The sequence below is a fragment of the Pseudomonas syringae group sp. J254-4 genome (genome assembly GCF_032586855.1).
GTDB lineage: Bacteria > Pseudomonadota > Gammaproteobacteria > Pseudomonadales > Pseudomonadaceae > Aquipseudomonas > Aquipseudomonas amygdali.
In genome coordinates this window covers 207,998-223,185 of record NZ_JAWHOO010000005.1, presented here as the reverse complement: position 1 = coordinate 223,185, position 15,188 = coordinate 207,998, and the positions used below count along the sequence as shown (strand labels likewise).

Genomic DNA, 15,188 nt, shown 5'->3' with positions numbered 1-15,188 from the left:
TGGTCCCATGAAATTTATAAAAAATGGATCTTACATCAGACCAATGCCTTGCCTAGGATCGCTCCATCAGCCAAGGAACATGACCATGTACATACCTGCCGCCTTCAAGGAAAACGATACGCTCAGCCTGCACGAGCAGATGGATCAGACTCGCCTGGCTATTCTTGTCACACAGGGTGAAGAAGGATTGCACGCGACCCACTTGCCGCTGCTGTTGCGCCGCGATGAAGGTCCGCACGGCACGCTTTACGGGCATCTGGCCAGAGCCAACCCACAGTGGCAGCAGTTGGACTCAGGTGTCGAAGCGCTGGTGATTTTTCCCGGCGGCGATGCCTATGTGAGCCCGTCTTTCTACCCGAGCAAGGCAGAACACGGCAAGGTTGTACCTACCTGGAACTATCTAGCCGTACATGCCTACGGGCAGGCCACGGTTTTTACCGATGCAGCGCAACTGCACCAATTGCTGGCTGACCTGACCCATCGCCATGAGTCCAGCCGCCCGCAACCCTGGTCAATCGAGGATGCACCTGCGGACTACATTGCAAAAATGCTGGGGGCGATTGCAGGGTTTGCAATTCCCGTGCAACGGCTGCAAGGCAAACGCAAACTCAGCCAGAACCGCAGCGCTTCGGACATGGCCGGTGTACGCGACGGCCTCGTTGCAAGCGAGGATGCAAACGATCAGCAAATCGCTCGTTTGATGAGCGCAGGGAGAACGTCATGACCGATGTCCGGATTCGCGCCGTTACTGTCGACGACCATAAGGCCTGGCTGCCTCTATGGCAGGCCTATCTGCGCTTCTACAATACCGAGCTGGCCGAAAGTGTCAGCGATGTCACCTGGCAACGCCTTGTGGACCCGAACGAACCGACCCACTCGGCGCTGGCCTGGCTGGATGGCGAAGCGGTGGGCATGGTGAACTTCATCTACCATCGCTCTAACTGGAGCATCAACAACGCCTGTTACCTGCAAGATCTGATCGTCGCCCCCGAACAACGCGGAACAGGCATTGGCAGGCAACTGATCGAGTTTGTCTACGCAACGGCCAAGGGAGACGGTTGCGACAAGGTGCACTGGCTGACCCACGAAACCAACGCCACAGCCATTCAGTTGTATGAAAGGATTGCCGAACGGCCTGGCCTCATACAATTTCGCAAAGCGCTCTGAAACAGGAAGTGATTAATGTCCGACACTCTGCTGGACTGGCAAGCCGCTGCATTGCCCACAACCAAGACTCTGACAGGCCGTTTCATTCGCTTGGAGAAACTCGACGCCACACGTCACGCCGATAATTTGTGGGCCGCACTTCAGGGGCCGAATGCCGACCCGAAACTGTGGGATTACCTGCCTTACGGTCCTTTTATCGAACGCAGTGCGTTCGATGCATGGCTGGCCGGGCATCAGGTCGCGTCCGACCCGTGGTTTTATACGGTCGTCGATCAGCAGACCGGTAAAGCCGAAGGTGTCATCAGCCTGATGTCGATCGTCGCCGCCCACGGGCGTATCGAAATAGGTCATGTCACCTTCAGCGCGGCCATGCAACGCACCCCAAAAGGCACCGAAGCCATCTACCTGCTGGCCAGAGAAGCCTTCGCATTGGGCTATCGCCGCCTGGAATGGAAGTGCAATGCCAACAACGCCCGTTCCAAACGCGCAGCCCAACGCTTTGGCTTCAGCTACGAAGGCGCCTTCCGCCAGCACATGGTAGTCAAAGGTCAGAGCAGGGATACCGCGTGGTACTCGATCCTTGACAGCGAATGGCCTGAACTGCAAAAAGCCTTTGAAAGCTGGCTGGCTGTGGATAACTTCTCGGACGGGCAGCAGATCAAAGGGCTTGAGGCGTTTCGCTGATTCTGAGGACGCAGAGCGTCAAGAACGGCATTCCCACGCTGGAGCGTGCGCAACGATAGCCGTGACAACCGGGCCCGCCTGCACAGAATAAAAAAAGGGAAGCCACGAGTGCTTCCCTGAGGTAAATCGTTGAGTTATCTATATGTGCCCGGTCAGCCTTCGATCTCGACCAGAACCTCACCCGGATTGACGCGGTCGCCCTTGGCAACGTGAATCGCCACAACCTTGCCCGCGACCGACGCCTGGACCTCGGTTTCCATCTTCATGGCTTCGGTGATCAATACCGCCTGCCCGGCTTTGACCATATCGCCCTCCTTGACCAGTACATCGACGATATTGCCCGGCATGGTGGTGCTGACGTCGCCCGGTGCATGGGCCTGCTTGCGTTTGCTGGCACCGCCGCCGACAAATTCGTTGAGCGGTTCGAACACCACTTCTTCCGGCATGCCATCGATGGACAGGTAGAAGTGGCGCTTGCCCTCGGACTTGACGCCCACGCCGGTGATGTCGACCCGATAGGTTTCGCCGTGCACATCAATAACAAACTCGGTCGGCACGCCCTCGCCGCCCGCTCTGGCCACGCTTCCTGCTTCGGGAATCGGCAGCAGTACTTCCGGCGTCAGCGTTCCGGCTGCACGCTCTTCAAGAAACTTGCGGCCGATGTCCGGGAACATGGCAAACGTCAGCACGTCCTCTTCGGATTTGGCCAATGCGCCGATATCGGCACGCAGCTTGGTCATCTCCGGCCTGAGCAGATCGGCCGGACGAACATCGATCAGTTCTTCATTGCCAATGGCCTGACGACGCAGCTTTTCATCCACCGGCCCCGGCGCCTTGCCATAACCGCCCTGTAGATAAAGCTTCACTTCATTGGTGATGGTCTTGTAGCGCTCGCCAGCCAGCACATTGAAGAACGCCTGAGTACCGACGATCTGTGAGGTCGGCGTTACCAGCGGTGGATAACCGAGGTCTTTGCGCACGCGCGGAATTTCAGCCAGCACTTCGCCCATGCGATTGAGCGCGCCCTGCTCCTTGAGCTGATTGGCCAGGTTGGAAATCATCCCGCCAGGCACCTGATTGACCTGCACACGGGTATCGACCGCCGTGAATTCGCTTTCGAACTGGTGATACTTCTTACGCACCGCGTAGAAATACAGACCAATTTCCTGCAACAGCTCCAGGTCCAGCCCGGTGTCGAACTCGCTGCCCTTAAGCGCAGCAACCATCGACTCTGTGCCCGGATGACTGGTGCCCCAGGCAAAGCTGGAGATCGCCGTATCAATATGGTCCGCGCCGCTTTCAATGGCCTTGAGCTGGCACATGGCAGCCAGGCCTGCGGTGTCGTGGGAGTGAATGAACACCGGCAGCGACTGTTCGGCTTTCAGCGCCTTGACCAGTTCACCCGTGGCATAGGGAGTCAGCAGACCGGCCATGTCCTTGATCGCCACCGAATCGCAGCCCATCGCTTCCATCTGCCGGGCCTGTGCGACGAACGCTTCGATGGTGTGCACCGGGCTGGTGGTGTAAGCGATGGTGCCTTGTGCATGCTTGCCCGCAGCTTTTACCGCTTCGATGGCAACGCGCAGGTTACGCACATCGTTCATGGCATCGAAAATACGGAACACATCGATACCATTCACCGCCGCCTTGGCGACGAACGCCTTGACCACGTCATCGCTGTAATGCCGATAGCCCAGCAGGTTCTGGCCGCGCAGGAGCATTTGCAACCGGGTATTGGGCAAGGCAGCGCGCAGTTGACGCAGGCGCTCCCACGGATCCTCCTTGAGAAAACGCACGCAGGCATCGAAGGTCGCGCCGCCCCAGACTTCCAGCGACCAGTAACCGACCTTGTCGAGCTTGTCGCAGATCGGCAGCATGTCCTCGGTACGCATGCGGGTCGCCAGCAATGATTGGTGAGCGTCACGCAGGATGGTGTCGGTTACGAAAATCTTCTTGGACATTTCACTATTCCTTACAGACCGGCGTGTGCGGCAATGGCGGCGGCGATGGCCAGAGCCAGCTCTTCGGGTTTGCGCTTGATCGAATAATTGGTCAGCTCGGGGTGGCTCTCGACAAAGCTGGTGTTGAATTCACCGCTGCGAAATTCCGGGTTACGCAGAATTTCCTGGTAATAGGCAGCCGTGGTCTTCACTCCTTGCAGGCGCATGTCATCCAGCGCACGCAGGCCACGGTCCATCGCCTCCTCCCAGGTCAGCGCCCAGACGATCAGCTTCAGGCACATCGAGTCGTAAAACGGCGGAATGGTGTAGCCGGTGTAAATCGCCGTATCGGTGCGCACGCCTGGTCCTCCGGGCGCGTAATAGCGGGTGATCTTGCCGAAACTGGGCAGAAAATTATTTTTCGGGTCTTCGGCGTTGATCCGGAATTGCAGGGCAAAACCGCGGTGAATGATGTCTTCCTGCTTGATCGATAGCGGCAGGCCGGACGCGATACGGATCTGCTCGCGAACGATATCAATGCCGGTGATTTCTTCGGTGATGGTGTGCTCGACCTGCACCCGGGTGTTCATTTCCATGAAGTACACCTCGCCCTCGGCGAGCAGAAACTCCACGGTGCCGGCGTTCTCGTAACCAACCGCCTTGGCCGCACGTACCGCCAGATCGCCGATGTAGGCGCGCTGTTCGGGCGTCAGCTGCGGGCTGGGGGCGATTTCGATGAGCTTCTGGTTGCGGCGCTGAATCGAACAGTCGCGCTCAAACAGGTGCACCACATTGCCGAAGCTGTCACCGAGAATCTGCGCTTCAATGTGCTTGGGATTGACGATGCACTTCTCGAGAAACACTTCCGCCGAGCCAAAGGCCTTGGTCGCTTCGGAAATCACCCTGGGGAATGCCTGCTCGAGTTCTTCGCGGCTGTTGCAACGGCGTATGCCGCGCCCGCCGCCCCCGGAGGTAGCCTTGAGCATCACCGGGTAACCAATACGCTCGCCTTCGACCAGCGCCTCGTCGATGTCCGCTACGTTACCTTCGGTGCCGGGCGTAACCGGCACACCGGCCTTGATCATGCTGCGCCGCGCTTCGGTCTTGTCACCCATGCGACGAATCACTTCTGCGGACGGACCGATAAACTTAATGCCACGTTCAGCACAGATGTCGGCCAGTTCGGCGTTCTCCGACAGAAAGCCATAACCGGGATGCAGCGCATCGCAGCCAGTCTCTACCGCCAGATTCACCAGCTTGCGCGGGTTCAGGTAACCGGCCAACGGTTCGGCACCAATGCTATAGGCTTCGTCAGCACGTTTGACATGCAGGGCATGCCGGTCAGCGTCGGAAAAGATCGCGACCGAGCGAATGCCCATCTCGGCGCAGGCGCGCACGATCCGGACGGCAATCTCCCCGCGGTTGGCGATCAGAATTTTTGTTATCACTGGCGTTTTCCTCGACCCGTTTTTGTAACAGGGCATGTGACTGAATGCCGCAGGGACACCCTATGCCGAATCGAGGATTAACAAAAATGAGTAAAAGTTGGGTGATGCATAAGTAAAAGCTTATAGTTGAAGCTTCTTGTCGTCTCAGGAAGCTTTTATAAATGCGTAAGTCATTGATGCGTATGACATTGCGTCAGCTGCGTATTTTCAATGAAGTATGCGATCTGCGCTCATACAGCCGTGCAGCCGAAGAGATGTCTCTGACGCAGCCTGCCGTCAGCCTGCAGATTCGCCAGCTTGAAGAGCTGATCGGCCAGCCGCTGTTCGAATACGTCAGCAAAAAGCTCTACCTCACTGAGGCGGCGCAGGCACTGCAACTGGCCAGTCGGGATATTTTCGGACGCCTGGAAAGTCTGGACATGCAGCTTTCGGACATGCAGGGCTCGCTGCAAGGCCAGCTGAAGCTGGCGATTGAATCCAGCTGCAAGTATTTCATCCCTCACCTTTTCGCTGCATTCAAACGCCAGCACCCGGAAGTCAGCCTGAGCCTGATGGTTGTCAATCGTGCACAGATAATCAGGCGATTATCGGACAACCGCGATGATCTTGTAGTGATGTCAGCGGTTCCGCTGGATATGGGGCTGCAGTTTCTACCCTTTCTCAACAACCCGATTGTCGCCGTAGCACCGCCTGACCACCCGCTGAGCAGCCTTGCGACGCTGAACTTGAAAGACCTGGAGCCTTGGCCGCTGCTGACCCGAGAGACGGGTTCAGGCACACGCCGGGCCTGCGAGGAGTACTTCAAAGAGAAACGCGTGCATTTCACGCAGACGCTGGAGGTGTCTTCCAGCGAGGCGCAACGTGAATGCGTGGTCGCCGGACTGGGCCTGGCGATGCTGACACGGCATGCGGTCTGCCAGGAACTCGCCACCGGTGCTCTCGTGGAGCTACCCGTGGCGGAGCTGCCGCTGTATCGAAGCTGGTGCGTGGCTCAGGCCAGAGACAAACGCCTTTCACCCGTGGCACATGCCTTTCTTGCGTTCATCCGCACCGAACGTGCGCAGATCAGCCAGCTTGTCGAGCGTTTCGACGGTCGACCGCGGGCAACTTGATAGTCTGCCATACAGCGTTGTCCATGCCGTCCATGTAGTCACACAGCTCCTGATTAAGCTGACGCGCTTCACTATAGCTCTCGATAGCCCGACGAAACTCCATGCGGCGCTGGTCTTCCTGCTGACGGCGGGTTTTCACGGTGCTGGTGGGTAAATCATCGTAATGCCGAGCCATATCCTGTCTCCCAATACGTTTTGTGGGAGCACCAGAATGGAGCGCTGCGGTGACAATCAGGCGGCATGCAGATGACAGATCGATGAATTCCGCTCGGTTGAGCGATCAGTCTTCGTGAGTCTTTATTGACTTCGGCGACAGACGCAAGCCACGCAGGCTGCGCTTGACGCTCTTGAGGTGGTTGACCAGGCTCGGGCCGCGGGCCATTGCCACGCCCATCGCCAGCACATCGATCACCACCAGGTGCGCGATACGGGACGTCAGCGGCGTGTAGATTTCGGTGTCTTCATGTACATCGATAGCCAGATTGACCGAAGACAGCTCGGCCAGCGGCGTCTGGCTCGGGCACAGGGTAATCAGCGTTGCGCCGCTCTCGCGGACCAGATTGGCGGTGATCAGCAAATCCTTGGAGCGCCCCGACTGGGAAATGCATACCGCGACGTCTGTCGGCTTGAGCGTGACCGCCGACATCGCCTGCATGTGCGGATCGGAATACGCTGCCGCGGTCAGCAGCAAACGAAAGAACTTGTGCTGCGCGTCGGCAGCCACTGCACCGGAAGCGCCAAACCCATAAAATTCGACCCGATTGGCCCCGGCCATGGCCGTGACTGCCATCTGTAAGGCATGGGGGTCGAGGTTTTCGCGCACTTCCATGAGCGTGTGCAGGGTAGTGTCGAAAATCTTCAGGCTGTAGTCGGCGACCGAATCGTCTTCATGAATCGCGAACTGGCCGAAACTCGCACCCGCTGCCAGACTCTGCGCCAGCTTGAGCTTGAGGTCCTGAAACCCGGTGCACCCAATGGCGCGGCAGAAGCGCACGATGGTTGGCTCACTGATGCCGACGCTATGCGCCAGATCCGCCATGGAACTGTGCATCACGGCCGCAGGGTCGAGCAGCACATGGTCAGCTACCTTGAGCTCCGATTTGCGCAGCAAATTACGTGACTGGGCGATGTGTTGCAGCAGATTCAAGGGGCAGACTCGGCAAAGGGAAGATGGGCTGGGTTGTAGCTTTCTTGTAGTTATACTACATGACCTGCAAACCGCCCAGTTAAACGACGCTTAAACCTGTTACACGAGCCCTGAATGGGTGAATCGAAAAAAATTGTGGGAATAATCCTACATTAAGCTGAATCCTGCGCCAGGCCTGCGAATGGCCAGTCTTCAAAGTCGACTGACCGCGTTCGACCCTGCACCGCACGATGACCGGTCGTCAGCACCCGGTCATTTTTATTGCCTGACGCAAAGCATGGTTTGCCCGTCATGACGCAGCACCCTAGAATGCGCGGATGCGCGATGATCTCTCTCTTCTTCTGAATTCCCTCAACGATGCCCAACGTCAGGCCGTAGCCGCCTCATTGGGTCGTCAGTTGGTCCTGGCCGGTGCTGGCTCCGGCAAAACCCGTGTGCTGGTGCATCGCATCGCATGGCTGATGCAGGTCGAGCAAGCCTCCCCGCATTCGGTCCTGTCGGTGACGTTCACCAACAAGGCTGCCGCCGAAATGCGCCACCGCATCGAGCAGCTGATGGGTATCAGCCCTGCCGGTATGTGGGTGGGCACCTTCCACGGTCTGGCCCACCGCCTGCTGCGAGCGCACTGGCAGGAAGCCGGGCTGGTGCAAACCTTCCAGATTCTCGACAGCGATGACCAGCAGCGCTTGGTAAAACGCGTGATGCGCGAGCTGGGCCTGGATGAGCAACGCTGGCCTGCGCGTCAGGCCCAGTGGTTCATCAACGGCCAGAAAGATGAAGGCCTGCGCCCGAAACATATTCAGGCCAGCGGCGATCTGTTCCTGACCACCATGAAAAGCGTCTACGAAGCCTACGAAGTCGCCTGTCAGCGGGCTGGCGTCATCGACTTCTCCGAACTGCTGCTGCGCGCACTCGACCTGTGGCGCGATAATCCGGGTTTGCTCGAGCATTATCAGCGCCGTTTCCGCCATGTATTGGTGGATGAATTCCAGGACACCAACGCCGTGCAATACGCGTGGCTACGTCTGCTCGCTCAGGGTGGCGACAGCCTGATGGTGGTCGGCGATGACGATCAGTCCATTTACGGCTGGCGTGGCGCGAAGATCGAGAACATCCACCAGTATTCGTCTGACTTCCCGGACACCGAAGTCATCCGTCTGGAGCAGAATTACCGCTCCACAGCGAGCATCCTCAAGGCCGCCAACGGCTTGATCGTCAATAACAGCGGCCGCCTCGGCAAGGAGTTGTGGACTGACGTCGGCGATGGCGAGCTGATCAACCTGTATGCAGCTTTCAACGAACACGATGAGGCGCGCTATGTGGTCGAGACCATCGAAAGCGCGCTGAAAACCGGAATCTCGCGCAACGACATCGCCATTCTGTACCGCTCCAACGCCCAGTCACGAGTGCTTGAAGAAGCCCTGCTGCGTGAGCGTATTCCATACCGCATCTATGGCGGACAGCGCTTCTTCGAACGGGCTGAAATCAAGAACGCGATGGCCTATATGCGCTTGCTGGAAGGCCGTGGCAACGATGCAGCGCTGGAGCGGGTGATCAACGTTCCGGCTCGTGGCATCGGCGAAAAAACCGTCGAAGCGATTCGCGAGCATGCCCGTCATGCCGACGTCTCCATGTGGGAAGCCATGCGCCTGCTGGTCGCCAACAAGGGCCTGACCGGCCGCGCCGCCACGGCCCTGGGCGGGTTCATCGAGCTGATCGAGAACCTGTCGGCCAAGGTCATGGAGATGCCGCTGCACCTGATGACCCAGACGGTTATCGAGCAGTCCGGGCTGATCACCTATCACGAGCAGGAAAAAGGCGAGAAAGGCCAGGCGCGGGTAGAAAACCTTGAGGAGCTGGTCAGCGCGGCTCGTGCTTTCGAGAATCACGAAAGCGAAGAAGACCTGACGCCACTGGCAGCGTTTTTGGGGCATGCCTCGCTGGAAGCAGGCGACACCCAGGCGCAGGAGCATGAAGACAGCATTCAGCTGATGACCCTGCACAGCGCCAAGGGCCTGGAGTTTCCGCATGTGTTCCTGGTGGGCATGGAGGAAGGGCTGTTCCCGCACAAGATGAGTCTGGAAGAGCCGGGGCGTCTGGAAGAAGAGCGACGTCTGGCTTATGTCGGCATCACCCGCGCCATGAAACAGCTGGTGATGACCTACGCCGAAACGCGTCGTCTGTACGGCAGCGAAACCTACAACAAGGTCTCGCGATTCGTACGCGAGATCCCGCCGGCGCTGATCCAGGAAGTACGCCTGTCCAACAGCGTGAGTCGCCCGTTCGGCGGCACTCCGAAGTTCAACAGCAGCAGCCTGTTCAACGGCACCGGCATTCCGGAAACCGAGTTCACCATGGGCCAGCGCGTCCAGCATGCGGTGTTCGGCGAAGGCGTGATCCTCAACTTCGAGGGCGCTGGTGCGCAGGCACGGGTGCAGGTCAACTTCGCCGAAGGCAGCAAGTGGCTGATGATGGGCTATGCGAAACTGGTGCCTTTGTAGGCCGGTCAACCATCGTCCATACGCCTTGGCTATTGCGCCCACGCTCGAGCGTGAGGAACGATAGCCAAGGGCGCATCTTACGAAGCGCGCTGAAAAGTCCTACGCTATTTATGTAAAAGTCCGAAACACTAACGCGCTGGTCATGTAGTCATCTGCTGTGCAACATGGCGCGCGTGCAATCACAAAACGGGAATACCCTTATGCAACGTTTTCTAAGCATCGCGATGGCGCTGTGCATCGGGCTCACCATGAGCCTGGATGTGAACGCCGCGCGTTTCGGTGGCGGCAAGAGCATGGGCTCGGCGCCTACGCACCAGACACGTCAGGCCGCACCCTCCACGCCTGCGGCAGCGCCTAACGCTGCGGGCCGTCCTGCCCCTGCGGCAAGCGGTGCTTCGCGCTGGCTGGGCCCATTGGCCGGTATCGCTGCCGGTGGCCTGCTCGCGTCGATGTTCATGGGTGACGGCTTCAACGGCCTGCAACTGTTCGACATCCTGATCATGGGCCTCATCGCCTTCCTGATCTTCCGCTTCATTGCACGTCGTCGTCAGCAGCAACAGCCGAAAATGGCTGCTGCCGGTGCACCGTACCAGCGTGAAAGCAGCCAGCCTGCGCAGAACCCGATCTTCGGCAGTTCCTCACCGGCCTCCGCTGCGCCAGTGATCAACGCCCCGGCCTGGTTCAACGAAGAGCGCTTTCTGGAAGCCGCTCGTGGCCACTTCCAGTCGCTGCAGCAGCACTGGGACGCCAACGAAATGGACAAGATCGCCGAGTTCGTTACCCCGCAAATGCTGCAGTTCCTGAAAAAGGAACGTGCGGACCTGGGTGATGGCTTCCAGTCGACCTACATCGACAACCTTCAGGTTCAACTGGACGGTGTGGATGATCGCGCCGACAAGACCATCGCTACCCTGACCTTCTCGGGCGTGTCCAAGACCTCGCGTTTCGACCAGGGCGAAGTGTTCAGCGAAAGCTGGAACATGGAGCGCCCACAGGGTGATAACCAACCGTGGCTGGTGGCAGGAATTCGCCAGAACGGTTGAACCAGAATCCTTTCTCGCGTTCAGAACCCCGGACATGTCCGGGGTTTTTGCTTATCCGTTCGGATAGTTATTTTGAGAAAGGCTTTACGCTACTGTATAACCCGCGCCATCAAGTGAGAGGATCTGTGTCGTGGAAGAAGTCATCGAACAACTGCGTGAAGCAAACGAGCCGGTCCCGGTTCCGCTTGAGCTGCCAGACGAAGACCAACTGGTCGAAATTGAAGAACAGCTGTTCATCAATATTCCGTTCGTCTTCAAAGAGTTTCTCCTGACGGTCAGCGATGTGGTGTACGGCAGCCTTGAGCCCGTCACCGTGACCGATCCGCAGTCGCACACCTATTTGCCGGACGTGGCCGCCACGGCCTGGGATCTGGGCGTGCCGCGCGAGCTGATTCCGATCTGCCAGGACGGCGACGACTACTACTGCGTCGAAGAAGACGGCACGGTAGTGCTGTGGTCTGCCGAAGAGGAACTGGTCACCGAGGAAAGCTGGGAGTCGGTCTGGCACTGGGCTCGGGATGTCTGGCTGGAAAGCTGAGACACCCCTGCGCGGCAAAGACTGTAAGGTAATCTCCGGGCTCAATGCCCGGATGATTCCTGATTATTGCCCAGGGTCTCCAGCAGCGCGATCTGCATCCGCGTATGCACGCGGATCAGCCAGCGCCAGAGCAATGCCGCGACCAGAGCGGCAATCAGGGCGATGACCAGAAGCAATTCGTTGGCAGGCAGAATACTTGCCGACAATGCTGCCAGCATCACGAAAATCACCACCAGCGACAAAAGCGGAATCACTTCCGCCACGACCTTGCGCACCCGCACGGTATGTCGGCCCGCCATCTCGGGTTTGACGCCCATCTCCACCAGCAGCATCGACAGCGCCTTGAGCTTGCGATACGCGGCAATCAGAAACGGCAGCGACAGCAGCAACGCCGCGCCGCAGATCCAGGCTTTCTGGTGACTGACATCGGCCACCCATTCGTCCATGTACCCGCCAAGATGCTCGGCAAAATAGCCGCCGCTGAAGAAAATCGCCATTACCAGCGCCAGATTGACCCCGACCTGTAGCAGAATCCGCCGGATCATCCCGGCAAGCACTGCACCCTGCCCTTGCGGCTGAATGCTGCGCAGCCACTCACCGTACATGCCGAACACCCGTGCAACGCGCCGGGGCATGATCGACGCCAGCTTGAGTGACAGCGGATCTGCACCGCGAATCAGGTAGGGCGTCAGCAAAGTAGTAATCGCTGATACCGCCACTGCCACCGGGTAGAGAAAGTCGCTGGTGACCTGCAGGGTCATGCCGAGCGCCGCGATGATGAAGGAAAACTCGCCAATCTGTGACAGCCCCATCCCCACGCGCAATGAGGTGCGACCGTCATTGCCGGCGATAAACGCCCCAAGGCCGCAAGACAGCATCTTGCCCAGCACCACAGCGACAGTGATGACTGCAATCGGCCAGGCATATTCCAGCAGGATTTTCGGGTCGATCATCAAACCGATGGCGACGAAAAAGATTGCGCTGAACATGTCACGAACCGGCTCGATCAATCGCTCGATTTTCAGCAGCTCACGCGACTCAGCCATGATCGCACCGATCAGGAACGCGCCCAGCACCATGCTGTATTCCAGCTTGACCACCAGCAGACAGAAGCCGAAACACAGGCCCAGCACGGTAATCAACAGCATTTCATTGCTTTCGAACCTGGCGACATAGGCCAGCAAACGGGGCACCAGCAGAATCCCGATCACCAGCGCTACGATCATGAACAGCGACAGTTTGCCGACCGTGGAAAACACTTCCCCCGAACTGACGGAGCCGCTGACTGCGATGCCGGACAACAGCGCAATAATGCCGATGCCGAGAATGTCTTCGACGATCAGCACACCGAAGATCAACTGGGCAAAATGCTGGTTCTTCATCTTCAGGTCGTTGAGCGCCTTGACGATGATGGTGGTGGAAGAGATCGCCAGAATCGCGCCGAGAAACAGCGAGTCCATGGTTTTCCAGCCAAAGAACTGCCCGATCTCGTAACCGATCCAGATCATCAGGGCAATTTCCAGAAAAGCCGCGATGAACGCCGTCGCGCCGACCTTGAACAATTTGCGCAGGCTGAATTCCAGCCCCAGGCAGAACATCAGGAAGATCACTCCCAGCTCGGCCAGAATTTTGATGGTTTCTTCGTCATGGATCAGACTGAACGGCGGAGTGTGCGGACCGATGATGAACCCGGCAACGATATAACCGAGCACCACTGGCTGCCTGAGGCGATGAAAAAGGATGGTCACCACGCCGGCCACCAGCATGATCACTGCCAGGTCCTGAATGAAATTGATGGCATGCATGGGGATACGGCTCCTTGTGGGTGATGACTCCTAAAACCGCTGGCGCTGTTCTTGCAACGGCGTCGGCTGGTAGTTGCGCCATCAAAATCGGATGAAAGCGTAGGAAAATTCCCGATCCACGGGTTTTTGCAGGTTAACACCGCCCCCTTCGACATAAAGCCGGTGCAATATATGGAAACAGATAGTTATGACGCGTGACGGCCGCCTGCTGGCCAGCGTCCCGATAACTGTCACAAGCCCCTTGAGCGCCAGGATAGGCGCCCCTTGAACACCTTGACCGTGTGAGTACGCTATGGAACCCGGAAACGCCCAGCTGTCGATGACTGTATTGATGACCCCGGACATGGCCAACTTCTCTGGCAACGTACACGGCGGCACGCTGCTCAAGTACCTGGACGAAGTGGCCTACGCGTGTGCCAGCCGCTACGCCGGACGCTATGTGGTAACGCTGTCGGTGGACCAGGTGATTTTTCGCGAGCCAGTGCATGTCGGCGAACTGGTGACCTTCCTTGCGTCGGTCAATTACACCGGCAACACGTCCATGGAGGTGGGCATCAAGGTGGTCACCGAAAACATCCGCGAGCGCTCGGTACGCCATTCCAACAGCTGCTTCTTCACCATGGTTGCCGTGGACGACAATCGCAAACCCGCCAGCGTACCGCCTCTGGAACCGGAAACACCGGAAGGCAAGCGTCGTTTCATTCAGGCGCAACAACGCCGCCAGATTCGTCAGGAACTGGAAAAGCGTTATCAGGACATCAAGGAAGAAGCCTTGTAAGGGACAGGCTCAGACATGATGCCTGAGCCCTCGGTTGCATATGAAGGTTACAGACGCACAGCGTCGAACTTCACCCGTGGATGCGCAATGCGATCCTGGGCGCGCACCAGTTCCAGCTCGTAACTGCCGCAAGCCTGCGTTTCGAGCAGCACTTCGTGGACTGCTGCTGCGCTGAATTCGAACGCTGCTACCAGATCGTCGCCCAATAAAATGCGTGACAGGAACAACCCGGAGGTCAGATCCCCCACACCGACCGGCTGGCGTGGAAACGCCAATAGCGGGCGACGCAGGTGCCAGCTTTCCTCGGCGGTCACCAACAGCATTTCAAAGCCGTCGGCAGCCTTGCCGGGGTAATCAAGGTGTTTGACGACAACCGCTTTGGGACCCCGCGCCAGCAAGGCCCGCGCCATCGCCAGGCAGTCGGCCAGCGATTCGGGCTTGCGGCCAGAGAAGCTGTCCAGCTCCAGCTGGTTGGGGCACATGAAGTCAGCCATGGCCGCAGCCTCTTGCAGCAGGAAGTCGCTGACTTCAGGCGCAACGATGCAGCCTTTTTCTGGGTGGCCCATTACCGGGTCGCACAGGTAAAGCGCCTTGGGATTGGCAGCCTTGATGCGCGCCACGCCGGTCAGAATCGCCCTGCCCTGCGCCGCACTGCCCAGATACCCGGACAGCACGGCATCACAGTTACCCAGCTCGCCGATGGCGGCTATCCCGTCGATCAGTGCGGGAATCTGCTGCGGGGCCAGCACTTCGCCTGTCCACTGCTTGTATTGCGTGTGGTTGGAGAACTGAACCGTATTGAGCGGCCAGACATTGACCCCGATACGCTGCATCGGGAACACCGCCGCGCTGTTGCCGGCGTGGCCGAATACCACATGGGACTGGATAGCGAGCAAGTGAGGCGTACGTTTCATTGGGGGCGGAATCCTGAACACGATGCAAATGCAATAATGAGAAATATAAGTTGCGCAGTATGGCTGTAAATCACTCAGGGCAGTTAAGCTGGTAACACCTACGCTGGAGCA

The 15,188-nt window shown here is 58.4% G+C and carries 14 protein-coding genes; 8 read left to right on the top strand and 6 right to left on the bottom strand.

Annotated elements, in window-relative coordinates; translation table 11 throughout:
• Positions 1–85 precede the first annotated feature (85 nt).
• From RYB09_RS09130 to RYB09_RS09120, 3 genes are read left to right on the top strand one after another with little or no spacing between them, the layout of a single operon-like run.
• The gene (locus RYB09_RS09130) at positions 86–724 is read left to right on the top strand and encodes an FMN-binding negative transcriptional regulator (RefSeq protein ID WP_316888023.1); all 639 of its coding nucleotides are present in this window, start codon (positions 86–88) and stop codon (positions 722–724) included.
• Positions 721–1,167 (top strand): GNAT family N-acetyltransferase, encoded by a 447-nt coding sequence (locus RYB09_RS09125; RefSeq protein ID WP_058402529.1) that lies wholly within the window; start codon positions 721–723, stop codon positions 1,165–1,167. The genes RYB09_RS09130 and RYB09_RS09125 overlap by 4 nt, the downstream gene beginning before the upstream one ends.
• Before the next feature lie 15 nt (positions 1,168–1,182).
• Entirely contained in the window at positions 1,183–1,851 is a 669-nt protein-coding gene (locus RYB09_RS09120; RefSeq protein WP_316888020.1) for a GNAT family protein, read from the top strand.
• Positions 1,852–2,003: 152 nt separating this feature from the next.
• Here RYB09_RS09120 and oadA read toward each other — a convergent pair whose 3' ends face one another.
• Positions 2,004–3,812, bottom strand: a complete 1,809-nt coding sequence (gene oadA / locus RYB09_RS09115) for a sodium-extruding oxaloacetate decarboxylase subunit alpha (protein WP_316888018.1) — start codon at positions 3,810–3,812, stop codon at positions 2,004–2,006.
• 11 nt (positions 3,813–3,823) lie between these two features.
• Positions 3,824–5,239, bottom strand: coding sequence for an acetyl-CoA carboxylase biotin carboxylase subunit (locus tag RYB09_RS09110; RefSeq protein WP_058402526.1), 1,416 nt, complete (start codon positions 5,237–5,239; stop codon positions 3,824–3,826).
• A gap of 161 nt (positions 5,240–5,400) precedes the next feature.
• On the opposite strand from RYB09_RS09110, the gene RYB09_RS09105 reads away from it, so the two are divergent.
• A complete protein-coding gene (locus tag RYB09_RS09105) occupies positions 5,401–6,351 on the top strand; it encodes a LysR family transcriptional regulator (RefSeq protein ID WP_230017175.1) in 951 nt (316 codons plus the stop codon).
• Here RYB09_RS09105 and RYB09_RS09100 read toward each other — a convergent pair.
• Both RYB09_RS09100 and hexR read right to left on the bottom strand, forming a co-directional pair.
• Positions 6,305–6,490 (bottom strand): PA3496 family putative envelope integrity protein, encoded by a 186-nt coding sequence (locus RYB09_RS09100; RefSeq protein ID WP_003316061.1) that lies wholly within the window; start codon positions 6,488–6,490, stop codon positions 6,305–6,307. The two genes, RYB09_RS09105 and RYB09_RS09100, sit on opposite strands and share 47 nt — an antisense overlap.
• A 141-nt stretch (positions 6,491–6,631) precedes the next feature.
• A complete protein-coding gene (hexR, locus tag RYB09_RS09095; protein WP_002555915.1) occupies positions 6,632–7,498 on the bottom strand; it encodes a transcriptional regulator HexR in 867 nt (288 codons plus the stop codon).
• Between the two features lie 317 nt (positions 7,499–7,815).
• Between hexR and uvrD the strand changes: the two genes are divergently transcribed.
• The 3 genes from uvrD to RYB09_RS09080 all read left to right on the top strand — a co-directional run bounded on the left by uvrD (position 7,816) and on the right by RYB09_RS09080 (position 11,580).
• Positions 7,816–9,999, top strand: a complete 2,184-nt coding sequence (gene uvrD, locus RYB09_RS09090) for a DNA helicase II (protein ID WP_230017176.1) — start codon at positions 7,816–7,818, stop codon at positions 9,997–9,999.
• 200 nt (positions 10,000–10,199) lie between these two features.
• Complete coding sequence (locus RYB09_RS09085) at positions 10,200–11,042, top strand: Tim44 domain-containing protein (protein ID WP_044319152.1); 843 nt, start codon at positions 10,200–10,202, stop codon at positions 11,040–11,042.
• Between the two features lie 130 nt (positions 11,043–11,172).
• Complete coding sequence (locus tag RYB09_RS09080; protein WP_004659120.1) at positions 11,173–11,580, top strand: SMI1/KNR4 family protein; 408 nt, start codon at positions 11,173–11,175, stop codon at positions 11,578–11,580.
• 41 nt (positions 11,581–11,621) lie between these two features.
• Here the strand turns inward: RYB09_RS09080 and RYB09_RS09075 are convergent, their stop codons facing one another.
• A complete protein-coding gene (locus RYB09_RS09075) occupies positions 11,622–13,385 on the bottom strand; it encodes a cation:proton antiporter (RefSeq protein ID WP_230017177.1) in 1,764 nt (587 codons plus the stop codon).
• A gap of 292 nt (positions 13,386–13,677) precedes the next feature.
• Here RYB09_RS09075 and RYB09_RS09070 point away from each other — a divergent pair, with 292 nt between their 5' ends.
• Complete coding sequence (locus RYB09_RS09070; protein ID WP_002555921.1) at positions 13,678–14,163, top strand: acyl-CoA thioesterase; 486 nt, start codon at positions 13,678–13,680, stop codon at positions 14,161–14,163.
• A 47-nt stretch (positions 14,164–14,210) separates the two neighbouring features.
• Here the strand turns inward: RYB09_RS09070 and pdxY are convergent, their stop codons facing one another.
• Positions 14,211–15,077, bottom strand: a complete 867-nt coding sequence (gene pdxY, locus RYB09_RS09065) for a pyridoxal kinase PdxY (RefSeq protein ID WP_058407641.1) — start codon at positions 15,075–15,077, stop codon at positions 14,211–14,213.
• Positions 15,078–15,188: the final 111 nt, after the last annotated feature.